This is a genomic window from Pseudomonas sp. ok266 (genome assembly GCF_900110195.1).
Lineage (GTDB): Bacteria > Pseudomonadota > Gammaproteobacteria > Pseudomonadales > Pseudomonadaceae > Aquipseudomonas > Aquipseudomonas neuropathica.
On sequence record NZ_FOCU01000010.1, the window covers coordinates 123,920 to 149,421 of the forward strand.

General features: G+C 58.9%; 20 protein-coding genes. 6 read left to right on the forward strand and 14 right to left on the reverse strand.

Annotated elements, in window-relative coordinates; translation table 11 throughout:
• Window positions 1–340 precede the first annotated feature (340 nt).
• The 4 genes from BMY54_RS19485 to BMY54_RS19500 are packed head-to-tail and all read right to left on the reverse strand — an operon-like array spanning window position 341 to window position 3,777.
• Complete coding sequence (locus tag BMY54_RS19485) at window positions 341–1,498, reverse strand: osmoprotectant ABC transporter ATP-binding protein OsmV (protein WP_047291222.1); 1,158 nt, start codon at window positions 1,496–1,498, stop codon at window positions 341–343.
• On the reverse strand, window positions 1,495–2,148 hold the full coding sequence (locus BMY54_RS19490; protein ID WP_093435835.1) for an ABC transporter permease: 654 nt from the start codon (window positions 2,146–2,148) through the stop codon (window positions 1,495–1,497). Before BMY54_RS19490 ends, BMY54_RS19485 begins: the two co-directional genes overlap by 4 nt.
• Window positions 2,149–2,160: 12 nt before the next feature.
• Window positions 2,161–3,066 (reverse strand): glycine betaine ABC transporter substrate-binding protein, encoded by a 906-nt coding sequence (locus tag BMY54_RS19495; RefSeq protein ID WP_093435838.1) that lies wholly within the window; start codon window positions 3,064–3,066, stop codon window positions 2,161–2,163.
• 21 nt (window positions 3,067–3,087) lie between these two features.
• The gene (locus BMY54_RS19500) at window positions 3,088–3,777 is read right to left on the reverse strand and encodes an ABC transporter permease (RefSeq protein ID WP_169844036.1); all 690 of its coding nucleotides are present in this window, start codon (window positions 3,775–3,777) and stop codon (window positions 3,088–3,090) included.
• A gap of 358 nt (window positions 3,778–4,135) precedes the next feature.
• Here BMY54_RS19500 and BMY54_RS19505 point away from each other — a divergent pair, with 358 nt between their 5' ends.
• The 3 genes from BMY54_RS19505 (at window position 4,136) to BMY54_RS19515 (ending at window position 8,208) form a co-directional block, all read left to right on the forward strand.
• The gene (locus tag BMY54_RS19505) at window positions 4,136–5,719 is read left to right on the forward strand and encodes a peptide chain release factor 3 (protein WP_093435841.1); all 1,584 of its coding nucleotides are present in this window, start codon (window positions 4,136–4,138) and stop codon (window positions 5,717–5,719) included.
• Window positions 5,720–6,584: 865 nt separating this feature from the next.
• Entirely contained in the window at window positions 6,585–7,784 is a 1,200-nt protein-coding gene (locus tag BMY54_RS19510; protein WP_093435845.1) for an MFS transporter, read from the forward strand.
• 160 nt (window positions 7,785–7,944) lie between these two features.
• On the forward strand, window positions 7,945–8,208 hold the full coding sequence (locus tag BMY54_RS19515) for a hypothetical protein (protein ID WP_093435848.1): 264 nt from the start codon (window positions 7,945–7,947) through the stop codon (window positions 8,206–8,208).
• 213 nt (window positions 8,209–8,421) lie between these two features.
• On the opposite strand, the gene BMY54_RS19520 is transcribed toward BMY54_RS19515, so the two are convergent.
• The 9 genes from BMY54_RS19520 to BMY54_RS19560 form a co-directional block, all read right to left on the reverse strand.
• The gene (locus BMY54_RS19520; protein ID WP_007917625.1) at window positions 8,422–9,402 is read right to left on the reverse strand and encodes a peptide ABC transporter ATP-binding protein; all 981 of its coding nucleotides are present in this window, start codon (window positions 9,400–9,402) and stop codon (window positions 8,422–8,424) included.
• The gene (locus tag BMY54_RS19525) at window positions 9,402–10,370 is read right to left on the reverse strand and encodes an ABC transporter ATP-binding protein (RefSeq protein ID WP_093435852.1); all 969 of its coding nucleotides are present in this window, start codon (window positions 10,368–10,370) and stop codon (window positions 9,402–9,404) included. The genes BMY54_RS19520 and BMY54_RS19525 overlap by 1 nt, the downstream gene beginning before the upstream one ends.
• A gap of 10 nt (window positions 10,371–10,380) precedes the next feature.
• The gene (locus BMY54_RS19530) at window positions 10,381–11,307 is read right to left on the reverse strand and encodes an ABC transporter permease subunit (RefSeq protein ID WP_093435855.1); all 927 of its coding nucleotides are present in this window, start codon (window positions 11,305–11,307) and stop codon (window positions 10,381–10,383) included.
• A 10-nt stretch (window positions 11,308–11,317) separates the two neighbouring features.
• Complete coding sequence (locus BMY54_RS19535; RefSeq protein WP_075947650.1) at window positions 11,318–12,328, reverse strand: ABC transporter permease subunit; 1,011 nt, start codon at window positions 12,326–12,328, stop codon at window positions 11,318–11,320.
• A gap of 73 nt (window positions 12,329–12,401) precedes the next feature.
• Entirely contained in the window at window positions 12,402–13,997 is a 1,596-nt protein-coding gene (locus BMY54_RS19540) for an ABC transporter substrate-binding protein (RefSeq protein ID WP_093435859.1), read from the reverse strand.
• Window positions 13,998–14,074: 77 nt separating this feature from the next.
• Entirely contained in the window at window positions 14,075–15,496 is a 1,422-nt protein-coding gene (locus BMY54_RS19545) for an OprD family porin (RefSeq protein WP_093435862.1), read from the reverse strand.
• A 176-nt stretch (window positions 15,497–15,672) separates the two neighbouring features.
• Window positions 15,673–17,271: an ABC transporter substrate-binding protein gene (locus tag BMY54_RS19550; protein WP_093435865.1), complete on the reverse strand. Its 1,599-nt coding sequence runs from the start codon at window positions 17,269–17,271 to the stop codon at window positions 15,673–15,675.
• A 301-nt stretch (window positions 17,272–17,572) separates the two neighbouring features.
• On the reverse strand, window positions 17,573–19,198 hold the full coding sequence (locus BMY54_RS19555; RefSeq protein ID WP_093435868.1) for an ABC transporter substrate-binding protein: 1,626 nt from the start codon (window positions 19,196–19,198) through the stop codon (window positions 17,573–17,575).
• Window positions 19,199–19,458: 260 nt separating this feature from the next.
• A complete protein-coding gene (locus BMY54_RS19560) occupies window positions 19,459–21,060 on the reverse strand; it encodes an ABC transporter substrate-binding protein (RefSeq protein WP_093435871.1) in 1,602 nt (533 codons plus the stop codon).
• A 972-nt stretch (window positions 21,061–22,032) separates the two neighbouring features.
• Between BMY54_RS19560 and BMY54_RS19565 the strand changes: the two genes are divergently transcribed.
• A complete protein-coding gene (locus BMY54_RS19565) occupies window positions 22,033–22,389 on the forward strand; it encodes a DUF6124 family protein (protein ID WP_093435874.1) in 357 nt (118 codons plus the stop codon).
• Between the two features lie 171 nt (window positions 22,390–22,560).
• Here BMY54_RS19565 and BMY54_RS19570 read toward each other — a convergent pair whose 3' ends face one another.
• A complete protein-coding gene (locus tag BMY54_RS19570; RefSeq protein WP_016984326.1) occupies window positions 22,561–23,277 on the reverse strand; it encodes an SIMPL domain-containing protein in 717 nt (238 codons plus the stop codon).
• A gap of 315 nt (window positions 23,278–23,592) precedes the next feature.
• Between BMY54_RS19570 and BMY54_RS19575 the strand changes: the two genes are divergently transcribed.
• On the forward strand, window positions 23,593–24,855 hold the full coding sequence (locus tag BMY54_RS19575; protein ID WP_093435878.1) for an ATP-binding protein: 1,263 nt from the start codon (window positions 23,593–23,595) through the stop codon (window positions 24,853–24,855).
• A complete protein-coding gene (locus BMY54_RS19580) occupies window positions 24,848–25,408 on the forward strand; it encodes a response regulator transcription factor (RefSeq protein ID WP_003221630.1) in 561 nt (186 codons plus the stop codon). Before BMY54_RS19575 ends, BMY54_RS19580 begins: the two co-directional genes overlap by 8 nt.
• Window positions 25,409–25,502: the final 94 nt, after the last annotated feature.

Here is a 25,502-nt window from a genome sequence, read left to right on the forward strand (position 1 = left end):
GATGACGGGCAGATGTTCCCCGGGAATTTTCCAGTGTTAAAAATACCTGCACGTTCGTGGATTTTGTCGGCGAAGTCGTGGGTAAGTGTGATGGCTGCAACTTCGGCGACGTTGGCCACGAGAGGAAGGAGAGAGGGGGATTTTGGTTGTTTGGAAGGCTGTCCAGAGCATGCTGCCTGGTTCTCAGGTGTTGAGATTCTTTTCCGCCTGATGAGTGAAGAAAAAATCACCCGGATCCTGTGGGAGCGAGCTTGCTCGCGAAGGCATTTTCACAATCGACATCGTTGTTGACTGATATTGCGCTTTCGCGAGCAAGCTCGCTCCCACAGGTTGTGTATTTTTAGGCGACTACCGCTTCAGCCGGCGAGACGATGTTGGTCTTCATCCCGCGCGAACGACCCGAACTCAGATAAGCCGCAATCGACTCCTGCGTCACCTCGCCAAGGAACACCCGCTCGGCATCCATCACCGGCAGCCACGAACGGTTGAACTCGTACATCCGCGACAGCAGGATGCGCAAATGCTCGTCGTACGCCGCTGTGGCATTGAACTCACGCAGGAACTGCGCGCACGTACCGGTCTGACGGTGCAGATCGCGACGACGCACATAACCCAGCGCCTTGTTCTCGGCACAGGTGACCACCACGTAGCGACGGTCATGCTCATCCATCAATTCCAGCGCATCGGCCACCGGGGTTTCCGGGCTCACCGATGGCGCGTTGTCCGCCGCATCTTCAGCCTTCACCAACAGCAGGCGCTTGAGCGTGCTGTCCTGGCCGACGAAGTTGCTGACAAAATCGTCCGCCGGATGCGCCAGCAGCGTGTCCGGGTGATCGATCTGCAGCAGTTTACCGGCGCGGAAGATCGCGATCTTGTCGCCGAGTTTGATCGCTTCGTCGATGTCGTGGCTGACCATGATCACGGTCTTGTTCAGCGCGCGCTGCATTTCGAAGAATTCGTTCTGGATCATCTCGCGGTTGATCGGGTCGACCGCACCGAACGGTTCGTCCATCAACAACAGCGGCGCATCCGCCGCCAGCGCGCGGATCACACCGATGCGCTGTTGCTGACCACCGGACAATTCGCGTGGGTAACGATGCAGATACTGCTTGGGCTCCAGCTTGATCATGCTCATCAACTCGCGGGCGCGGTCGTGGCATTTCTGTTTGTCCCAGCCGAGCAGTTTCGGCACGACGACAATGTTTTCTTCGATGGTCATGTTCGGGAACAGGCCGATCTGCTGGATCACGTAACCGATGTTGCGACGCAGGGTTACTTCGTCGAGATCGGTGGTGTCTTCGCCGTTGATGAGGATCTTGCCCGAGGTCGGTTTGATCAGGCGGTTGATCATCTTCAGCGTGGTGCTTTTGCCGCAACCCGAGGGCCCGAGGAACACGCAGATTTCGCCTTCATTGACGGTCAGGCTTACCGAATCCACAGCTTTGACGTCTTTGCCGTTGCTTTGGAAGGTCTTGCTGAGATTTTGAAGTTCGATCATTTCAGGAGTCCTTTTGGAGTCAGCGAGCGTTGCAGCCACTGCAAAACGAGGTCGGCGAAAATCGCCAGAAGACTGACCAGCAGCGCGCCGACGATCAGCATCGACATGTCACTGCGGCTGATGGAAGCGAGGATCAACACACCGAGGCCGCCGGCGCCGATGGTCGCGGCGATGGTCATCACGCCGATGTTCATCACCACGGCGGTGCGTACGCCGGCGAGGATCACTGGCACCGCAATCGGCAACTCGACCATGCGCAGGCGCTGGCCGAAGGTCATGCCGATGCCGCGTGCTGCTTCACGGATGCCCGGTTCCACGCCAGTGAGGGCGAGGTAGGTGTTGCGCATGATCGGCAGCAGTGAATAAAGGAACACGGCGGTGATCGCCGGCATCGGCCCGAGGCCCTGGCCGAACTTGGAGTAGAACGGCAGCAGCAGGCCGAACAGGGCAATCGACGGCACGGTCAGCAGCACCGTGGCGCTGGCCTGCAACGGCCCGGCAAGGGGCGGAAAGCGGGTCATCAGAATGCCCAGCGGCACGCCAACGACAATCGCCAGGGTCACGGCGATGCCGACCAGGGTGATGTGCTGCCAGGTCAGGTGCATCACCTGCTGCCAGTCGAGGTGGGAAAAGGCGTTCAGAAATTCCATGACTTTTCCTCCTTAATCAAGTGGGTGCTGGCGCAGAAAATCGGCGGCAACTTTCGATGGGCTCTCGTGATCGACGTCGACCCGCGCGTTGAGCTGGCGCATGGTTTCGTCATCGAACAGTTCGGCCAATGGCTTGAGTTGCTCGGCCAGTTGCGGGTGCGCGTCGAGGTAAGCCTGACGCACCACCGGTGCGGCGGTGTAGTCGGGGAAGTAATGCTTGTCGTCTTCCAGCAGTTTCAGGCCGAAGGCGTTGAGGCGACCGTCGGTGGTGTAGACCAGACCGGCGAACACCTGACCGTTGCGCAATGCCGTGTAAACCAGCCCGGCATCCATCTGGCGGATATTTTTGCGGGTCAGGTTCATGCCGTAGAGATCGACCATGCCGATCAGACCGTCGGAGCGGTTGGCAAACTCGGTGTCCAGCGCCACCAGATGATTGGTCTTGGCCTCGGCGCGCAGCACTTCGTTCAACTGGCTGATGTTGTTGATCTGCGGATATTCCTCGGCGACCTTTTCAGGGAGGGCGAGGGCGTAGGTGTTGCTGAATTTCGACGGGGTCAGCCAGACCAGGCCTTTTTTCGCGTCGAGTTCTTTTACCCGGGCGTAGGACTGGGCGCTGTCGAGTTTTTCAGTGACATGGTTGTAGGCCACCAGCGACACGCCGGTGTATTCCCAAAGCATGTCCAGTTGTCCGCTTTCGTGGGCGCTGCGGGCGAGGTTGCTGCCCAGACCGCCGGTAATCTGCGCGTCGTAACCTTTGCTGCGCAGGTATTGCGCGGTGATTTCGGCGAGCAGGGTTTGCTCAGTGAAGACTCGGGCGCCGAGGCGGATCACCGGTTTTTCAGCGGCTTGGACGATGCCTGCAAACAGCAGGGCACTGCTCAACATCAGGCCTAACATCAAGCTAAGTCGTTTCATATTCATTCCTTCGCAAAAGCCTTAAGACGGGCGCAAACCGCGTTCCAGCCAGAGACGGCTGGCGAGGGTGACGACGCCATCGAGCAGCAAGGCCAGCAGCGCGGTGCACGCGGCGCCGAGCAGCAGTTGCGGCTGATTGTTCAGGGCGATGCCAGGGAAGATCAGGCTGCCGAGGCTGTTGGCACCGATCAGGAAGGCCAGCGGCGCGGTGCCGACGTTGATCGCCAAAGCCACGCGCACACCGCCGACAATGATCGGCACGGCGTTGGGCAATTCGACTTTCCACAGCACCTGGCGCGGGGTCATGCCGATGCCGACGGCCGCTTCTTTCAGCGAACCCTGGACATTTTTCAGGCCTTCGTAGGTGTTGCGCACAATCGGCAGCAACGAAGCGAGGAATAAAGCAAAGATCGCCGGGCCACTGCCAATGCCGAGGACGCCCAGAGCAATCGCGAGCACGGCCAGCGGCGGCACGGTGTTACCGATATTGAAAATCTGCATGAAGCGTTCAGCGCGACCGACCATGGTCGGACGACTGAGGAAGATGCCGGCGGGGATGCCCACGACAAGGGCGGCCAGCATTGAAGCGAGGACGAGAATCAGATGAGCTTGCAGGTAAAACAACAAATCGTCGCGGTAGTGTTCGATCGTGTTGATGCCGATCCAGTGGACCAGCAGGGCCAGGAGCGCGATCACCACCGCACCTCCCATCAGCCCTTTGCCATAGCGGATAGCCACAGGCGGACTCCTTTTTTTGTAGTCGGCGAACGCCCTCCCGTGTGGCATGCCATACATGGCTGCCGGGAATAAACGTTCGCGAGAAGCAGCTCCCTCAGCACCGGCAAAAAGCGGTCTGAAAGCGAGCCATGAGCGCAGCCTCGTCAGGCTAACTTGCTGATTTTTCAGCCCCTGACGAAAATTCGTAACAGGGGATGGACGTCTCCGGGCTTTAAAAGGTTCCCATCTGCGGCAGCATTTGGCCACCCTTAATGTGCTCAACGGTTCGGTTATTGCATCGAGTTGGGCTATAATCGCGGCCCTTTTTTGAATCACCGCCAGGCGATTTCCCATGACCAACCAGGCCGCCGAAGTCGCGAAACGCCGCACTTTCGCCATTATTTCCCACCCCGATGCCGGTAAAACCACGATCACCGAAAAGCTCCTGTTGATGGGCAAGGCGATTGCAGTGGCCGGTACGGTGAAATCCCGTAAATCCGATCGCCATGCGACATCCGACTGGATGGAGATGGAGAAGCAACGGGGTATTTCCATTACCACGTCGGTCATGCAGTTCCCGTATCGCGAGCACATGATCAACCTGCTCGACACCCCGGGCCACGAAGACTTCTCCGAAGATACCTACCGCACCTTGACGGCGGTGGACTCGGCATTGATGGTCCTCGACGGCGGTAAAGGTGTCGAGCCACGGACCATTGCGCTGATGGACGTCTGCCGTCTGCGTGACACGCCGATCGTCAGCTTCATCAACAAACTCGACCGTGACATCCGCGACCCGATCGAACTGCTCGACGAGATCGAAGCCGTGCTGAAGATCAAGGCTGCGCCGATCACCTGGCCGATCGGTTGCTACCGTGACTTCAAGGGCGTGTACCACCTGGCTGACGACTACATCATTGTCTACACCGCCGGTCACGGTCACGAACGCACCGAAACCAAAATCATCGAGAAGCTCGATTCCGACGAAGCCCGCGCGCATCTGGGCGACGAGTACGACCGCTTCATCGAACAGCTGGAACTGGTTCAAGGCGCCTGCCACGAATTCAACCAGCAGGAATTCCTCGACGGTCAACTGACCCCGGTGTTCTTCGGTACGGCACTGGGCAACTTCGGTGTTGACCACGTACTTGACGCCGTTGTTGATTGGGCGCCGCGTCCGCTGGCCCGTGTCGCTAACGAGCGTACCGTTGAGCCGGTGGAAGAGAAGTTCTCGGGCTTCATCTTCAAGATCCAGGCGAACATGGACCCGAAACACCGCGACCGTATCGCCTTCATGCGCATTTGCTCCGGCAAGTACGAGAAAGGCATGAAGATGCGCCACGTGCGCACCGGCAAGGACGTGCGTATCGGCGACGCCCTGACGTTCTTCTCCTCCGAGCGGGAACAGCTTGAAGAAGCTTTTGCCGGCGACATCATCGGTCTGCACAACCACGGCACGATCCAGATCGGCGACACCTTCAGTGAAGGTGAAACCCTCGGGTTTACCGGCATTCCGCACTTTGCGCCGGAGCTGTTCCGTCGTGTGCGTCTGCGTGATCCGTTGAAGTCCAAGCAGTTGCGTCAGGGTCTGCAGCAACTGGCTGAAGAGGGCGCGACGCAGGTGTTTTTCCCGGAGCGCAGCAACGACATCATTCTGGGCGCCGTCGGTGTGCTGCAGTTTGATGTGGTCGCCAGCCGTTTGAAGGAGGAATACAAGGTTGAGTGCTCGTACGAGCCGATTACTGTGTATTCCGCGCGCTGGATCGATTGCAGCGACAAGAAGAAGCTTGAGGAGTTTTCCAACAAGGCTGTGGAGAACCTGGCGGTCGATGGCGGTGGTCACCTGACTTACCTTGCGCCGACGCGGGTTAACCTGGCGTTGATGGAAGAGCGTTGGCCGGATGTGAAATTCCGGGCGACGCGTGAGCATCATTAAGTTCTGAATTGGTTTGTCCGAAGCCCTCTAGGTGTATGCCTAGGGGGCTTTTTTTTGCTTTGGTTTTGGGGGTATATCCGTTTTTGGGTGATGGCGGCTTAGGGTTCCGCCCTTACGGCGGGTCACTTTTTACAAACGCCTAAAAAGTAACCAAAAACGCTTGCTCCTACGTACGGCCCGCTCGCTGGGGCTCGGGGTTCCTTCGCTGCGGGATCGATCCGGGCGCAGCGTCTCCGGTTTGCTTCGCTGCACCTACTCCCGCTGTGTTTGGCTGCGCCAAACGGTCGCTGCGCTCCCACGCCCGGATCAATCCCTCCACTCAGCCTTCCGACGTCGCCCTACAGATCAAGAGCTGCAGCCGAGCTAACGCTCATCCTGTTGAGTGGTGAAGAGCGGGGCGTGGTCGGCTTTGGATTTGTGTTGGATTTGCCCCTCACCCCAGCCCTCTCCCGAGGGAGAGGGGGCCGATTTGTGTGTTTTTCAAAGCCTCAGTTCGACGCGGTATCGCACGTCGGCGTAGCTCTCCCAAACACTGCAGTCAGTCCCCTCTCCCTCCGGGCGGTCCGACGTTTCGGGAGGGCTAGGGTGAGGGGCTTTTGATCTGTTTCAGAATCTGAGCTCGACGCGGTATCGCACGTCGGCGTAGCTCTCGTAATCACTGCGGTCAGTCCCCTCTCCCTCCGGGCGGTCCGACGTTTCGGGAGGGTTAGGGTGAGGGGCTTTTGATCTTCGGTACGGTTTTATCGCGCGCAATGGCTGTAGGACGACTCGGTTTTTTGTGGTCTCGATGTTCTTGAACGCGACAACCCGCCTGCTGACCGTTAGTGTTCCAGCTCCACGCAAGTCGTTTTGAGAGGTCAATGGAATGACGAGTCGGCTGACTCACCTGCTACGGCTGAACGGCTATTTCGGCGTGATGGCCTGGGTGCTCGCGGCGCTGTTGTTCATCAATCGCTTGAGCAGCATGGTCAAGCTGTTCATGGCGTTGTACCTGCGTCAGGAACTGGGGCTGGCGATCGAGACGGTTGGCTGGTTGCTGTCGGCGTACGGCGCGGGTTTGCTGCTGGGGTCGATGCTCGGTGGCTGGCTCAGTGATCATGTGCGCACGGCGCGGCTGACGGCAACGCTGTTCTTTATTTCGGTGTGGGTGCTGATCCTGCTGGGGCTGGTGACGCAGGTGCCTTTGCTCGCTGCATTACTGTTGCTTAGTGGGATGATCGATGGGGCCATCCGCACGCTGCATCAGCGGCTGATCATGGAGTATTGCGAGGTGACGCAGCGCTCGCGTGCGCAGGCGTTGAGTCGGGTTGCGCGCAACCTTGGGATGGCCGCCGCCGGTGTGGCGGGCGGGGTGTTGGCGCAGACCGATTTTCGCTGGGTGTTTTTCGGCAGTGCGGCGATGACGTTGTTGGCGTTGCTCTGGTTTGTTCGCACCACGTGGCAGCGTCCGGTGCTGATCAATGAAGAGTCATCCACAGTCGGCGCCGGTGGTTCGGGTGTGCCGTATCGCGACAAACCGTTTCTCTGGTTGCTGGCAGCGACGGCCGTGCTCGGCATCGCGTTCGACACGGTCTACAGCACGCTGGGCAACTATCTGCGTGATTACTATCATTTGAGCACCGAGGCGATCGGCTGGCAGTTCGGGCTCAATGCGTTGTTGGTGATCGCCCTGCAGATTCCGCTGTCGCACTGGGGCGAGCGTTGGGGGATGCGCCGGCAAATGCTGCTCGGCAGTGTGTTGCTGGCCTGCGGACTCGGTATGCTGCCGTTCGGTTCCGGGCTGTTTTACGTCTGCCTGTCGACGCTGATCTGGACCCTGGGCGAGGCGTTTTTCATGCCGCCGCTGAATGTGCTGGCCATGCGTTTTGCCCAAGGCGGTAAAAGCGGTCAGTACTTCGGCCTGTTCTTTATGAGCTGGAGCGCCAGTGCGCTGTTGTCACCGGTACTCAGTGGCCAGTTGTACGGTCATTTCGGCGGCCACAGTGTGTGGCTGGCGAGTGCGCTGATGGTGTTGATTTCCATGCCGTTGACGTGGCAGGCCACGCGATCACGCGGCGGCGCTTAGCTGTTGCGGCTATGAGCATTATTCGAAAACTGTCTTTCCATGAAGGGCATTTCTGCCTGCTCCTTAGCGTCCTATCTGGTGAACCCGATGGATCGGAACTAGATTTCACACAGCGCCAGTCAGGCACGAATGTCTCACCTGAAAATGGATGGAGTCAGCTATGAAAAGCAGGTTGCTACGGGTTTTATTGCTGTTGAAAGTGATGGTCATGCTGTCCCTCGGCACCGCGACGGCCTGGGCCGAGTGCGAGGATCACGATTCCCAGGCCTTCAACGGAAAGGTCGGGCATAGCGGCTTGATGCTGGCCAAGTCTGAGTCCGAGCCGGGCGATCAGGACCAGGGCGGCAGCGCCGATGATGACGACTCGACCACTGATGAGCCGGACACTGATGATCCGGATGACGAAGGCGATGGCCAGACGTAAATCGCAGACAAAAGAAAACCCCTTCCGCCTCGACTGATGCGCAATTGAGGTGGGAGGGGTTTGGTTAACACGTCACTCTCTTTGAAATGCGATCACTGTGGGAGCGAGCTTGCTCGCGAAAGCGGTGTATCAGGCGACATTTATGTTGAATGATCCAACGCCTTCGCGAGCAAGCTCGCTCCCACAGTGTTTTGTATCGCTCTCCAGATTTGCTTACGCCGCGCCGTCGAGGAACTGCTCGGCGTAGTGGCAAGCCACCTGCCGGCTGTCGAGCTGGCGCAAGGCTGGTTCTTCAGTGCTGCAACGCTCGGTCGCGTACGGGCAGCGCTTGTGGAAAGCGCAGCCCGGTGGCGGGTTCAGCGGGTTAGGCAGTTCGCCGACGATCTTGATTTTCGGCTTGTTCGGGTCCGGGTGAATGGTCGGGGTCGCTGACAGCAGCGCCTGGGTGTAAGGGTGCAGCGGGCGCTCGTAGATGTCGTTCTTCGGCCCCAGCTCCACCGGGCGACCGAGGTACATCACCATCACGTCGTCGGCCACGTGTTGCACCACCGCAAGGTTGTGCGAGATGAACACGTACGCAGTGTTGAACTCCTGCTGCAGATCCATGAACAGGTTGAGCACCTGCGCCTGAATCGACACGTCCAATGCCGAGGTCGGTTCATCCGCTACCAGCACTTTCGGTTGCAGCATCATCGCGCGAGCCAGGGCGATACGCTGACGCTGACCGCCGGAGAACATGTGCGGATAACGCTGGTAGTGCTCAGGACGCAAGCCGACCTGCTTCATCATCGCCTGGACTTTCTCGCGACGCTCGGCGGCGGAGAGGTTGGTGTTGATCAGCAGCGGTTCGCCGAGCTGGTCACCGACTTTCTGCCGTGGGTTCAACGAGGCATACGGGCTTTGAAAGACCATCTGCACGTCTTTGCGCAGTTGCTTGCGCTGGGCCTTGTCGGCACCGGCGACTTCCTGGCCGGCGATTTTCAAGGATCCGGAAGACGGATCTTCAATCAGCGTCAACGCGCGGGCGAGGGTGGATTTGCCGCAGCCCGACTCGCCAACTACGGCGAGGGTCTTGCCGGCTTCCAGTTCGAACGACACGCCGTTCAGGGCGCGCACGGTCGCATGGCCCTTGAACAGGCCACGGGAAACTTCGTAGTGACGGGTCAGGTCGCGGGCGGTAAGTACGACGGCCATTACGCCACCTCCTGGTTCAGCGGGAAGAAGCAGCGGGCGAGGCTGTGGCTTTTCGGATCAAGGCCTGGACGCTGCGCGCGGCAGCTGTCCTGCACGTACGGGCAGCGCGGCGACAGCAGGCAGCCCTGCGGACGGTCGTAGCGGCCCGGGACAATGCCCGGCAGGGTCGACAGGCGTGCGGCGCCGAGGCTGTGCTCGGGAATCGCCTTGAGCAGCGCTTCGCTGTACGGGTGTGCCGGGATGTCGAACAGTTGCGGCACCTGACCGACTTCAACGGCTTGCCCTGCGTACATCACGCAGACGCGCTGGGCGGTTTCGGCCACGACCGCGAGGTCGTGGGTGATCAGCACCAGGCCCATGTTCTGTTCTTTCTGCAACGCCAATAGCAGATCCATGATCTGCGCCTGAATCGTTACGTCCAGAGCAGTGGTCGGTTCGTCGGCGATCAGCAGTTTCGGTTCGCCGGCAATCGCCATGGCGATCGCAACGCGCTGGCTCATACCGCCGGACAGTTGATGCGGGTAGGCGTCCATACGGCTGGCGGCGCCCGGGATTTCGACTTTTTCCAGCAGTTCGATCGCACGTTTGCGCGCTTGCTTGCCGGACATTTTCAGGTGCAGACGCAGCACTTCTTCGATCTGGAAACCGACGGTGTAGCTCGGGTTCAGTGCGGTCATCGGGTCCTGAAAGACCATCGACAGGTCTTTGCCGACGATTTGCCGACGCTGACGATTGCTCAGCTTGAGCATGTCTTTGCCGTCAAAGCTGAGCGAGTCGGCGGTGACGATGCCGGGGTGCTCGATCAGGCCCATCAGCGCCATCATGGTCACGGATTTACCCGAACCCGACTCGCCAACGATGGCCAGTACTTCGCCTTTGTCGACTTTCAGGTCGAGGCCATCGACCACCGGGGTCGCGGTCTTGTCGCCGAAGCGAACGTTGAGATTCTTGATTTCTAGCAGTGACATGGGAATCTCCTCAGGCGGCGTTCTTGAGTTTCGGGTCCAGCGCATCGCGCAGACCGTCGCCCATCAAGTTGATTGCCAGCACGCTGAGCAAAATGGTCAAACCAGGCAGGCTCACCACCCACCAGGCGCGTTCGATGTAGTCACGGGCCGAGGCCAGCATGGTGCCCCACTCAGGGGTTGGCGGTTGTACGCCAAGGCCGAGGAAGCCCAACGCTGCGGCATCGAGAATCGCCGACGAGAAGCTCAGGGTCGCCTGCACGATCAGCGGCGCCATGCAGTTGGGCAACACGGTGATGAACATCAGACGTGGCAGACCGGCACCGGCCAGGCGCGCGGCGGTCACGTAGTCGCGGTTCAGTTCGCCCATCACGGCCGCGCGGGTCAGACGCACATAGGACGGCAGCGAAACCACAGCGATAGCGATCACGGTGTTGATCAGGCCAGGGCCGAGGATGGCGACAATCGCCACCGCCAGCAGCAGCGACGGCAGGGCCAGCATGATGTCCATCAGACGCATGATGGTCGGGCCGATCATCTTCGGGAAGAAACCGGCGAACAGACCGAGCAGGATCCCCGGAATCAGCGACATCACTACCGACGACAAGCCGATCAGCAGCGACAGACGCGAGCCCTGGATCAGACGCGACAGCAGGTCACGCCCCAGTTCATCGGTGCCGAGCAGGAATTGCATCTGCCCGCCTTCCAGCCACGCCGGCGGCGTCAGCAGGAAGTCGCGGTATTGCTCGCTCGGGTTATGCGGCGCAACCCACGGCGCGAACAGCGCGCAGAAGATGATCAGCAGCATGAACATGAGGCCGGCAACTGCGCCCTTGTTCTTCGAGAAGGCTTGCCAGAATTCTTTGTACGGAGACGGGTACAGCAGGCTTTGATCCGCGTTTGGGGCGGACGTGTCTACTGAGGATGTTGGAGTGCTCATGGTATGGACCTCAGCGCTGATGACGGATGCGTGGGTTGGCAAAGCCGTAGAGGATGTCCACTACGAAGTTGACCAGAATCACCAGGCAGGCGATTAACAGGATGCCGTTTTGCACAACCGGGTAGTCCCGGGCGCCGATGGCTTCGATCAGCCATTTACCGATGCCGGGCCAGGAGAAAATCGTTTCGGTCAGAACCGCACCGGCCAGCAGGGTGCCGACTTGCAGGCCGACCACGGTGAGTACCGGAATCAGTGCGTTACGCAGACCGTGCACGAACACCACGCGCGACGGCGACAGGCCTTTGGCCCTGGCGGTGCGGATGTAGTCTTCACGCAGCACTTCGAGCATCGACGAACGGGTCATTCGCGCGATCACCGCCAGCGGAATGGTGCCGAGGACGATGGCCGGCAGGATCAGGTGATGCAGGGCATCGAAGAAGGCGCCGACGTCATCGGCCAGCAGCGTGTCGATCAGCATGAAACCAGTGCGCGGCTCGATGTCATAGAGCAGGTCGATGCGCCCGGAAACCGGGGTCCAGCCCAGGCTCACCGAGAAGAACATGATCAGGATCAGGCCCCACCAGAAGATCGGCATCGAATACCCCGCGAGGGAGATGCCCATCACCCCGTGGTCGAACAGAGATCCTCGCTTGAGTGCCGCGATCACCCCGGCCAGAAGCCCGAGAATGCCGGCAAACAGCAGGGCGGCCATGGACAGTTCCAAGGTCGCCGGGAAGAGGGAGGTGAACTCGGTCCATACGCTTTCACGCGTGCGCAGGGATTCGCCGAGATCGCCGTGAGCCAGTTTGCCGATGTAGTCCAGATACTGGGCATACAGCGGCTTGTTCAGACCTAGGCGTTCCATTGCCTGAGCGTGCATTTCGGGGTCGACCCGACGTTCGCCCATCATCACTTCCACGGGGTCGCCCGGAATCATGCGAATCAACGCGAAAGTCAGCAAGGTGATGCCGAAAAACGTGGGGATCAACAACCCCAGTCGGCGGGCAATAAAACTAAACATCGTGTGTGGTACCTCATCAGCCGGTTAGGCGTGCCCGGCATCCCTGGGGTCAGGGACGCCGGGAGTTTCTTATCTACTTCACCTGGGTAGTGGCGAAGTTATTAGTGGTGAGAGGGCTGATGTGATAGCCCTCTACGTTGTTACGCATTGCAGTAAACATCCTGGTGTGGGCCATGCTGATCCATGGCTGATCCTGATTAAACAGCACTTGCGCCTGTTCGTAGAGCTTTGCGCGTTCGGCCGGATCTACTTTAGCCCGTGCTTCATCCAGCAGTGCCTGGAATTTCTCGTTGCACCAGCGAGCGTAGTTCTCGCCATTTTTTGCCGCTTCGCAACTGAGCATAGGCGTCAGGAAGTTATCCGGGTCGCCGTTGTCGCCCGCCCATCCGGCCGAGACCATATCGTGTTCGCCGGCCTTGGCGCGTTTAAGCATTTCGCCCCATTCCATCACGCGAATGTCGATCTTGATCCCGACTTTCGCCAGGTCAGCCTGCATCATTTGCGCGCCGAGCATCGGGTTGGGGTTGGTCGGACCGCCACCGTTGCGGGTAAACAGGGTAAACACGGTGCCTTCCGGAACCCCGGCTTCCTTGAGCAGCTTGCGGGCGGCATCGAGGTCACGTGGCGGGTTCTTCAGGTCGTGGTTATAGCCGAGCAGGGTCGGCGGGTACGGGTTGACCGCGACCGACGCATTGCCTTTGCCGAACAGCGCGTTGACATAGGCTTCCTTGTCAAAGGCGATATCGATGGCTTTGCGCACGCGCACGTCACTCATGTACTTGTGCTGGGTGTTCATGGCGACGTACGAGACGGTCATCGCGTCGAGCTCATCGACTTTCAGGTTGCTGTCTTTCTTGATGCTCGGGATGTCATCCGGCTTCGGATACAGGGCGATCTGGCACTCGTTGGCCTTGAGCTTCTGCAGGCGCACGTTGTTGTCGGTGGCGATCGCCAGGATCAGCGCGTCAGCCGGCGCCTTGCCACGGAAGTAATCCGGGTTGGCCTTGAAACGCACCTGCGCGTCTTTTGCATAACGCTGGAAGATGAACGGGCCGGTGCCGATCGGCTTGTTGTTCAAGTCACCTGTCTTGTTGGCCTTGAGCAATTGGTCGGCGTATTCGGCCGGGTAGATCGAGGAGAACGCCATCGCGATATCGGCCAGGAACGGCGCTTCGCGGCGGGTCAGGGTGAACTTGACGGTGTTGTCGTCGACTTTTTCGACGTTTTTCAGCAGTTCCTTGAAGCCCATGCTTTCAAAGTACGGGAAGCCCACGCTCGACAGTTTGTGCCACGGGTGATTCGGGTCCAGCTGACGCTGGAAGCTCCAGACCACATCGTCGGCGTTCATGTCGCGGGTCGGCTTGAAGTATTCGGTGGTGTGAAACTTGACGCCTTTGCGCAGGTGAAACGTGTAGGTCAGGCCGTCTTCGCTGATGTCCCAGGACTCGGCGAGTGCCGGGATCACTTCAGTGGTGCCGGGCTTGAAGTCAGCCAGGCGGTTGAAGATGGTTTCGGCCACAGCGTCCGCCGTGACTGCAGTTGTGTACTGGACCATATCGAAGCCTTCCGGGCTGGCTTCGGTGCAGACCACCAAGGGTTTGGCCGAGACGCCAACAGCGACACTCAGCAACGCAGCCGCGATGGCCGCACGTAGGGGAAGCATTTTCATCGATAACCCTCTGCAATCGGTTGAAGACAAAAAGCCGAACGGCCGACTCATCATGAGTCAGCCGTCGGCTGGCGTTTTTACAGGATGTTGAATGGAATCGTGGTCACGAGACGGAACTCGTTGATGTTGCCGTCAGCCTGATGCTCGCTGGCGCGGTGCGTGGTGTACGTCGCGCGAATCGCGGTGGCTTTGAGCGGACCGCTCTGCACGGCGTAGGAAGCACCGATGCCGTATTCGTAGTGGGATTCGCCGTCCATCAGACTCAGATCGCCGCGCTTGTCATCTGGAATGGTGTAAGCGGTGCCACGGTAGTGAGTACCGTCGATGCCCCAGCCGCGAGCCTGGTAGATGTTGAACTTCAGACCTGGCACGCCATACTCGGCCATGTTGATGCCGTAGGCGATCTGGAAGGATTTCTCGTTCGGGCCGTTGAAGTCCGACAGCAGGGAGTTGGCCAGGTAGATGCCGTTGGTTTCGTGCAGGTAGTCGAAGTACTCGTTACCGTTCACTTGCTGATACGAGAAGGTCAGGCTGTGGGCCTGGTGGGTCAGTCCCAAGGACAGCGAGTAGGTATCGTTGTCGATGTTGCCCATCAACTTTTTGCCTTCGTCGACGGTCTTGTAGTAGTTCAGGCCGGTGGTCAGGCTCAATACCTGGCTGTCACCCAATTCGTGGGTTCCGCCGAAGTAGTACTGGTTCCAGAAGTCTTCGACGTTGGCGACGTACAGGCTGGTTTTCAGGCTTTTGAGCGGCTGATAGTTCACGCCCGCGGTGTAGACCTTGTCGGTTTCTTCGCCGTTGGCGCCGTATTCGGAACGGAATTTCGACAGGCTCTGCTCGGTACGTGGCGAGACGCGGTCGAAACCGGCGAGGTCGAACGACAGGTTGTTCAACTCTTCGCTATGCAGACTGATCCCTTCAAAGCTCGAAGGCAGCGGACGGTTGCCGATAACATCGACAATCGGCGTGCTGAAGTTCTGGCGACCTGCGGTCAACGTGGTGTTGGACACGCGGAACTTGACGTTGGCCAGACCCAGTTTGCTCCACTGGTCGACCGCATCACCGTCGGAATGGGCGAGGGTGCGGTTGGAGCCGCCAGCAATATCCTTGCGGTCACGGTCGAGAACGATGGCGTTGTAAGCGGCAACTTCGGTGCTCACGCCAACGGTGCCTTGGGTGAAGCCCGAGGTGTAGTTGACGATGGTGCCCTGAACCCAGTTGATACGACGCGGGGTCTTTGTTCTTACCGTTGGCGAGGTGTATTTGTCGCTGTTTTTCACGTAGCTGAAGCTGTCGTCACGACGACGCAGTTCATTGGCGTACCAGTTACGGGTTGTGCCGCCCAGGCTTTGTCCATCGATAAAGCCTTTGGCCTCGCTTTGGGCGCTACTGCCGGCCAATGTGGTAGGGACGAACTCCTGACTTGCAGGTTCTGCGTACGCCGTGGCGGTGATGCTGCTGATGGCCAGGGCCAGTATCGCGGTGCTGCTCAGTTTCATGGGTGAAGCTCCTTTACTTTCTTTTTATGCCGGCTTTTTTTTGGTATGCCGGTTATTGGTTTAGAACTCGTTCACACATCGCAAACGTTTGCCAGAAGCCGGATTGGCGAATTTCGGCAAAGCGCTTGCGTGAGGGGCTAGACAGCGCCCCCCAGCATTGCGGCTAATCGTCTGGTTTAATCGATACCGACACCCGAGAACACGTTGCGACCGAACGGGCTGACTTTGAACCCTTCGATCCTGGCGCTTAACGGTTGGTTGACCGTCGAGTGGGCGACAGGCGTGATCGGCACTTGCTGTTTAAGCAATTGCTGAGCCTGTTTGTAGAGCACGGTGCGTTGGTCACGGTCGGTGACGACCTTGGCCTCTTTGATCAGCTTGTCGTAAGCCGGATCGCACCACATGGAATAGTTGTTGCCGCCAATGGCATCGCAGCTGTACAGCGTGCCGAGCCAGTTGTCCGGATCCCCGTTGTCACCGGTCCAGCCGATCAGGCTGACGTCGTGCTCGCCGTTCTTGGTGCGCTTGATGTACTCGCCCCATTCATAGCTGACGATCTTCACTTTCAGTCCGATCTTGGCCCAGTCCGCCTGGAGCATTTCGGCCATCAGTTTGGCGTTCGGGTTGTACGGGCGCTGCACCGGCATCGCCCACAGGGTGATCTCGGTGCCTTCTTTGACACCGGCAGCCTTGAGCAGCTCTTTGGCTTTTTCCGGGTTGTAGGCGGCGTCTTTGATGCTGTCGTCGTAGGACCATTGGGTCGGCGGCATGGCGTTGACGGCCAATTGGCCGGCGCCTTGATAAACAGCGTTGAGAATCCCTTGTTTATTCACCGCCATGTCCAGCGCCTGACGCACTTCGAGCTGGTCGAATGGCTTGTGGCGAACGTTGTAGGCGATGTAGCCGAGGTTGAAACCCGGCTTGGAGATCAATTGCAGTTTCGGATCGGCCTTCAGCGCTTCAACATCGGCAGGGCGCGGGTGCAGGGTGATCTGGCACTCGCCGGCCTTTAGCTTCTGCACGCGCACCGAGGCGTCGGTGTTGATCGCAAAGATCAGGTTATCGAGTTTGACCCGGCTCGGATCCCAGTAATGTTGATTACCGGTGTAACGAATGTTCGAGTCTTTCTGATAACTCTTGAACACGAACGGCCCGGTGCCGATCGGTTTCTGGTTGATGTCGCTTGGCTTGCCTTCGGCCAGCAGCTTGTCGGCGTATTCGGCGGACAGGATGGCGGCGAAGCTCATGGCGATGTTCTGGATGAACGCGGCGTCGACGCTGTTGAGCGTGAACTCCACGGTCAGCGGCCCGGTCTTCTCGACCTTGGCGATGTTCTTGTTCAGGCTCATCCCGTTGAAATACGGGAACTCGGTTGGATAAGCCTTACGGAAAGGTTGTTGCGCATCGAGCATGCGATTAAACGTGAACAGCACGTCGTCGGCGTTGAAATCGCGAGTTGGCTTGAAGTACGGCGTTGTATGAAATTTCACACCTTCACGCAGGTGAAAGGTGTACTTGAGACCATCCTCGGAAATGTCCCACTTGGTCGCCAGACCGGGTACGACATTGGTCGCGCCTTTTTCGAACTCGACGAGACGGTTGTAGATCGGTTCGGCGGCGTCGTTATCCGTCGCTGTTGTGTACTGCGCGGTATCGAAACCGGCCGGGCTGCCTTCAGAGCAGAACACCAGGCTTTTGCTGGCGGCGAAACTGGCGGACGAGGCGGCCAACAGGCCGGCACCCAGCAATGCGGAATAAATCAAGGTATGGCGCATGACGCTCCCTCTTTTTTTAGTGTTGTTCAATGCACCGTCACCTCATCCAGAGACGTTTTGGTTGCATCGAGCTCAATCCAGTACGTACGGCAAACCGGTGGCCCACGCAGACACTGGTCAGTACCCGACGGTAGGGGCCGCGGTTCTGGCAGTAAATGCGTAAATGCCTTAAATCTCGTAGGAAAAGGCGACGCGTCCTATACCTCTGCGGTAATCCGCAGCGGAATTGGTTGTAGGCAATTTCCTAACTTCTCGGCAGGTAAAACAACGGCGACGTTATAAACGTCGCCGCTGCAGTGCCTTATTTGCTGACGCTGACGCCGTAGAAGGAGTTCAAGCCGAATGGGCTGATCTTGAAATCCTGCACGTTGGCGCGCATGGGTTGGTACACCGTCGAGTGAGCGATAGGTGTCATCGGGACTGCATCTTTGAGGACGTGTTGCGCCTCTTTGTACAGTTCGGTGCGCTTGGCCTGGTCGGTTGTACGCTTGGCTTCTTTGACGAGGCCGTCGAACTTCTTGTCGCACCACTTGGAGAAGTTGTTGCCGCTGAGCGAGTCGCAACCGAACAGCACGTTCAGCCAGTTGTCCGGATCACCATTGTCACCGCTCCAGCCAATGATCATGGCCTGGTTCTCGCCACCTTTGGAACGCTTGATGTACTCGCCCCATTCGTAGCTGGTGATCTTCACTTTCAAGCCGATCTTGGCCCAGTCGGACTGGAGCATTTCAGCCATCAGTTTGGCGTTCGGGTTGTACGGACGCTGCACCGGCATCGCCCACAGAACGATTTCGGTACCTTCCTTGACGCCAGCTTCCTTCAGCAGTTGCTTGGCTTTCTCAGGATCGTACTTGGCGTCCTTGATGGTGGTGTCGTAAGACCACTGGGTCGGCGGCATGGCGTTGACCGCCAGTTGGCCGGCGCCCTGGTAAACCGAGTCGATGATCTGTGGCTTGTTGACGGCCATGTCCAGCGCCTGACGGACGCGCAGGTCGGCCAGCGGGTTGGCTTCGTTGCTGCCCTTGACCTTGTCCATCACGTTGTAGGCGATGTAACCCAGGTTGAAGCCAGCCTGGTCAGGCATCTTCAGGGTCTTGTCTTCTTTCAGCGCTTTCAGGTCGGCCGGACGCGGGAACAGGGTGACCTGGCACTCGTTCTTTTTCAGCTTCTGAATACGTACCGACGGGTCAGTGGTGATGGCGAAGATCAGGTTGTCGATCTTCACATCCTCAGGCTTCCAGTAATCCTTGTTGCCGGTGTAACGGATGTTGGAGTCTTTCTGATAGCTCTTGAACACGAACGGACCAGTGCCGATCGGCTTCTGGTTGATGTCGGCAGCCTTGCCTTCTTTCAGCAGCTGCGCTGCGTACTCGGCGGACTGTACCGAGGCGAAGCTCATGGCCATGTTCTGGATGAACGCAGCGTCGACTTCTTTCAGAGTGAACTTGACGGTGTGGTCGTCGACTTTATCGATCTTGGTGATGTTGGTGTCCATCCCCATGTCGGTGAAGTACGGGAATTCGGTCGGGTACGCCTTACGGAACGGGTCATCCTTGTTAATCATGCGATTGAAGGTGAACAGCACGTCGTCGGCGTTGAACTCACGAGTCGGCTTGAAATACGGGGTGGTGTGGAACTTGACGCCTTCACGCAGGTGGAAGGTGTAAGTCAGGCCGTCATCGGAGATGTCCCACTTGGTCGCCAGACCAGGAATCACGGCGGTGCCGCCGCGCTCGAACTGGGTCAGGCGGTTGAACATGGTTTCGGCTGAGGCGTCGAAGTCGGTTCCGGTGGTGTACTGGCCTGGGTCGAAACCGGCCGGGCTGCCTTCGGAGCAGAACACCAGGTTAGTCGCAGCGGATGCGAAAGGTGCGGAGGCTAACAAGCCTGCGCCGACTAAAAACGGAATGACCGCGTGTTTAAGCATGTTGGCCTCATGATTTGTTGTCATTTTTTAGTTGTGAGGTACGACCTCGTGAGTCGTGCCTGCGGATACTTATGCAGGGGCCATACCCATTGCAAGATCCAGAACGACTGCCGGCCACAAAGCGTGGCACGAACGTACCTTAATGTCGCATCTGTGTAACTTCTGACGCATTTGACCGTTTGCGGGTGGTTTTTACGGTGCAAATGAAGCCCCAAAACGGTGCATTGGTCACGTTGTGCGCGCCGCCTTGGGGCTTGGTGTTACTTATTTATACCCACGCCATAGAAGGGGGTAAGACCGAACGGGCTGATCCGGAAGTCAGTGACTTCCTTGCGCAGCGGCTGGAACACCGTGGAGTTGGCAATAGGTGTGATCGGCACCTGCTGTTTGAGGATCAGTTGCGCCTGTTGATACAGTTTTACCCGTTGATCTTTGTCGGTGGCCAACTTGGCCTGTTGCACCAGTTTGTCGTAGGCCGGATCGCACCATTTGGCGTAGTTGCTGCCTTTTACCGCCGCGCAGCTGTAGAGCACGCCCAGCCAGTTGTCCGGATCACCGTTGTCACCCGTCCAACCATAAATCATGGCGTCGTGTTCGCCATTTTTCGCGCGTTTGATGTACTCGCCCCATTCGTAGCTGACGATGTTGGCCTTGATGCCGATTTTCTCCCAATCCTGCTGGATCATCTGCGCCGACATCCGTGCATTCGGGTTTGAGGCGCGTTGCACTGTCATCGCCCAAAGGTTGATGGTTGCACCCGGCGCAACCCCTGCTTCTTTCAGTAGCACCCGCGCTTTTACCGGGTCGTAGGGAGCGTCCTTGATGTTCGGATCATACGACCATTGCGCCGGCGGCAAGGCGTTTTGGGCCAGTTGGCCGGCGCTTTGGTAGACGGCTTTGATGATTGCCGGTTTGTCGATGGCCATGTCCAGCGCCTGCCGCACCTTGAGCTGGTCGAGTGGCGCGTGGGTGGTGTTATAGGCGAGGAAGCCGAGGTTGAAACCGGCCTGCTTGAGCACACGCAGATTCGGGTCTTTTTCCATCACTTCGATGTCGGCCGGGCGTGGGTAGCCGCTGACCTGGCATTCGCCGGCCTTGAGTTTTTGCAGGCGCACGGCGGCGTCCGGGGTGATCGAGAAAATCAGGTTGTCGATCTTCACGTCCTCGGGTTTCCAGTAGGCCGTGTTGGCGGCGTAGCGGATCTGCGAGTCCTTTTGGTAGCGCTTGAATACGAACGGGCCGGTGCCGATCGGTTTCTGGTTGAGGTCGGCGGCTTTGCCTTCCTTCAACAGTTGCGCGGCGTATTCGGCTGATTGCACCGAGGCGAAGCTCATGGCGAGGTTTTGCACGAACGCGGCGTCGACGTTGTTGAGGTTGAAGCGCACGGTTTGCTCGTCGAGTTTTTCTACCGATTTGATTGTGGTGTTGAGGCCCATGTCGGTGAAGTAGGGGGATTCGGCGGGGTAGGCCTTGCGGAAGGCGTTATCCGGGTCGAGGAGGCGCTGGAAGGTGAAGAGCACGTCGTCGGCGTTGAAGTCGCGGGTCGGTTTGAAGTAGTCGGTGGTGTGGAATTTTACGTTTTGGCGTAGGTGGAAGGTGTATTGCAGGCCGTCGCTGGAGACGTCCCATTTTGTCGCCAGGCCGGGTTCGATGTCGGTGCCGCCGCGTTTGAATTGGGTGAGGCGGTTGAAGACGGTTTCGGCGGAGGCGTCGAAGTCGGTGCCGCTGGTGTATTGGCTGGGGTCGAAGCCTGCGGGGCTGGCTTCGGAGCAGTAGACCAGGGTTGTGGCGGCGTTTGCCAGCGGGGCTATGGTTGTTAGTGCGAGGGTGATTAATAGTGGTTTTAGAGTGAATCTTGGCATGGAGTCCCCGCGGAGATTGGAGGTGGTGGTTTTTTGAGGGTAGCGGGGATTTGGGGGTGTTCGGAAATATCGTTTTTCCTGTTGGAGTGTCTATCTCGGTATATGTAGGGGCTTTTTTGGGTACATATCCGTTGCTGCGGTAACGGCTGCTTAGGGTTTCGCCCTGACGGCGACTCACTTTTTTTCAAGCGCCAAAAAAAGTAAGCAAAAAACGCTTGCTCCTACGTTCGGCCCGCTCGCTGGGGCTCGGGGTTCCTTCGCTGCGGGATCGATCCGGGCGCAGCGTCTCCGGTTTGCTTCGCTGCACCTACTCCCGCTGTGTTTGGCTGCGCCAAACGGTCGCTGCGCTCCCACCCCCGGATCAATCCCTCCACTCAGCCTTCCGACGTCGCCGGTGGGTCAAGATCAAAAGCAGGCGAGCTGACACTCGGCCTATTGAGTGGTGAAAAGCGGGTGTTCGGCTTTGGTTTTGTGGTGGATTTGCCCCTCACCCCAGCCCTCTCCCGGAGGGAGAGGGGGCCGATTTGTGTGTTTTTCAAAGCCTCAGTTCGACGCGGTATCGCACGTCGGCGTAACTCTCCCAAACACCACGGTCAGTCCCCTCTCCCTCTGGGAGAGGGCTAGGGTGAGGGTTGGCTTTTGGCTGTTTAAATCTGATGTAAATAACCAGAACCTTCCCACAAGGTTTTCAGGTTGTCCGTCGGACGTGCGCTCTTTAGGCTCTGGGTGTCGCTGAAAACTCAGCGATCGGGAGGTGAGATTCCCGGTTATTGAATTTGGAAACCTGCACAAGCCCCTCCATAATCGCCGCCAGCTCATGCTGTCAGCAGTTTTTATGGCGGCTATGTACGGGCGGACTTTTGTCCGGCCGGGTTGGTTTCCTTACCGGTAATCTCACTCCGTGCATAGTTGCCACCTCATTTCTCGAGTGAGATCGGAAATGAATGGCGTCAGTTCATAAGGAAATTTTCCATGGATAAATTGATACCTGACCCACTCCTCGATACCCCACTCGAAGACGCCATCCGCGCCGAAGACCAGATCAAAATCCGCGAAGCCATCAAACGCGCCCTGGATTTCTACCTCAGCCCCGACCCGGTCAAACCCCGGCAGCCCAGCACGATGTTCCTGATCCAGCCGAACATCGACACCGAAAGCCTGCTGGCGCATGCCTGTGAGTCACTGGCGTCGGCGAACACGTTAACCGGTAACTTTGCCGATCAACTGGGCCGGCCCGAGCGCAATACGGCGTTGGCGATTCAGCAGATCATCATGCTGGCCGAGCTGGCGGTGAATCGGGCGCTGGATCGGGTTGATCTGCAGACCTGAGACCGCGTTATCGTTCTTCGCGAGCAAGCTCGCTCCCACAGGTGGAATGCATTTCAAACTGTGGGAGCGAGCTTGCTCGCGAAGACGGTGGTTCATCCACAGCAAATCCCAGGCACAAAAAAACCGCCGATCATTCACCGATCGGCGGTTTTTCATTCAGCGCAAATCAAATCACTGCATCAACACTTCAATCGAGCCATCTGCCGTCATGCTCACCTGGCTGGTGCCCGCTTCAACTTCCGGCGTCACTGGCGCCGAGTCCATCGCCGCCGCTTTCATCATCATCGGTGCGCGCAGGTACGGCTGTGGATAACCGTTACTGTTGAGGTTCAGGTTGACGATTTTGTAACCCTTGCCGCCCAGTGCATCAGTCGCCAGTTGGGCGCGGGCCTTGAAGGCGGTCACGGCTTCTTTGAGCAACTGGTCTTCACTGGATTTGCGGGTCGGGTCGGCGATGGCGAAGTCCATGCCGCCCATTTTCAGGTCGCCCAGCAGTTCGCCGGTGAGTTTGGACAGGGCGGCGAAGTCGGCGCTTTCCAGACGCAGTTCCGCGCGCTCACGCCAGCCGGTGATTTTCTGGCCTTTGGTGTCGTAGATCGGGTAACTGTTGCGGCTACCCTGGCGCAGGGTGATGTCTTTGACTTGCTTGGCCTGGGCCAGGGCCTTGTTCATGGTAGTGCTGACGTCGGCGGCGAGTTTGGCCGGGTCGGTGTTTTGTTCTTCGGTGTAGAGGGTGACGATCATCAGGTCGCGGGCGACTTCCGTGCTGACTTCGGCGCGCAGGGAAATCTGGTTGTAGTGCAGCTCATCGGCGGCCAGGGCCGGAAGGCTGGCGATGCTGCCGACGGTCAGGGCGAGAAGGGCGGCGCTGCGGCGAAATGTGTGCATGAAAGCTCCTTGATGAGGGCGCAGGTGATGGTTCGGGGGCCTGCGTGAAACCATCAGACTCTAGCTTTTATGATCCGGTTCGCCCAGTTACAACTTCTATACAGATGGCCGGGGCTGCTGCGCAGCCCTTCGCGAGCAGGCTCGCTCCCACAGGGGAATGCATTTCAAAGGTGGGAGCGAGCCTGCTCGCGAAGGCGTCCTTATAGCCGCCGAAGATGTTTCCGCCATGTGGTCGTTTGCCGCACTTTCGCCTCTCAAGGGCGCGGCTTGGTTATACTCCGTGCGATCCGCCTGGAGCGCTCATCAGGAGAGCTCATGCTCGCCCCCGTACAACTGACATCCGCCACTCGCCAGAACCTCTGGCGGCTGACTTTCATCCGCACCCTGGTGCTCGCCGCGCAGGCTGGCTCCGTTGGCCTGGCCTACTGGCTGCAATTGTTGCCGTTGCCGTGGGTGCAACTGGCGATGACCCTTGGCTGCTCGACACTGCTTTGCGTGTTCACCGCCGTACGTCTGCGTACGTCGTGGCCGGTGACCGAGCTTGAATATGCGCTGCAACTGGCCTGTGATCTGGTGATCCACAGTGCGCTGCTGTACTTCTCCGGTGGTTCGACCAACCCGTTTGTTTCCTACTACCTGGTGCCGCTGACCATCGCTGCCGTGACGCTGCCGTGGCGTTATTCGGTAGTTCTCTCCGGTATCGCATTGGCGCTGTACACCGTGATGCTGACGCGTTTCTATCCGCTGGAAACCCTGCCGGTGGCCCGCGAGAACCTGCAGATCTACGGCATGTGGCTGAGCTTTGCGCTGGCCGCTGCGGTGATCACCTTCTTCGCCGCACGCATGGCCGAGGAGCTGCGCCGTCAGGAAGAATTACGCGCGATTCGCCGTGAAGAAGGCCTGCGCGATCAGCAATTGCTCGCCGTCGCCACCCAGGCCGCTGGCGCTGCCCATGAACTCGGCACGCCGTTGGCGACCATGAGCGTGTTGCTCAAGGAAATGCAGCAGGATCATCCCGACCCGATGTTGCAGGATGATCTGAAGGTGCTGCAGGATCAGGTCAAACTCTGCAAGGAGACCTTGCAGCAACTCGTGCGGGCCGCCGAGGCCAACCGGCGTCTGGCTGTCGAGATGCAGGACGTCACCGACTGGCTCGACGAAGCGCTGAATCGCTGGCACCTGATGCGTCCGGAAGCCAGTTACCGTTTCCATCGGCTCGGCCAAGGCACCGTGCCGCGCATGGCGCCGCCGCCGGATCTGACCCAGGCCTTGCTGAATCTGCTCAACAACGCCGCCGACGCCTGCCCGGAAAACCTCAAGGTGACCCTGGACTGGGACGCGGAAACCGTGACCATCAGCATTCGTGACCACGGCGCCGGTGTGCCGCTGGCCATCGCCGAACAGATCGGCAAACCGTTTTTTACCACCAAGGGCAAAGGTTTCGGCCTGGGCCTGTTTTTGAGCAAGGCCAGCGTGACACGCGCCGGCGGCTCAGTGAAACTCTATAGTCATGAGGAAGGCGGCACGCTCACCGAGCTGCGCCTGCCCCACGGCGCCCGAGGAGACCAACATGAGTGACGAAATCCAAGTCGAAGGCGAAGAGCTGCCGCATTTGCTGCTGGTCGATGACGACGCAACGTTCACCCGAGTAATGGCCCGTGCCATGGCTCGCCGTGGCTTTCGCGTCAGCACCGCAGGTTCTGCGGAAGAAGGCCTGACCATCGCCCAGGCCGATCTGCCTGATTACGCCGCGCTCGACCTGAAAATGGACGGCGATTCCGGTCTGGTGCTGCTGCCCAAGCTGCTGGAGCTGGACCCGGAAATGCGCGTGGTGATCCTCACCGGTTATTCGAGCATTGCCACCGCGGTCGAAGCGATCAAGCGCGGCGCCTGCAATTACCTGTGCAAACCCGCCGATGCCGACGACGTGTTGGCCGCGCTGCTGTCCGAACACGCCGACCTCGACAGTCTGGTGCCGGAAAACCCGATGTCGGTCGATCGCCTGCAGTGGGAACACATCCAGCGTGTGCTCACCGAACACGAAGGCAACATCTCCGCCACTGCCCGCGCCTTGGGCATGCACCGCCGCACCCTGCAGCGCAAACTGCAGAAGCGCCCGGTTCGTCGCTGAACCTGCGCTGAACGACTATCGCCAGCCCTCGCGATAAAACGCACCGATCATCTATGATCGGTGCGTGTCTGTTCTTTTCTATTTCGAGCCTTAT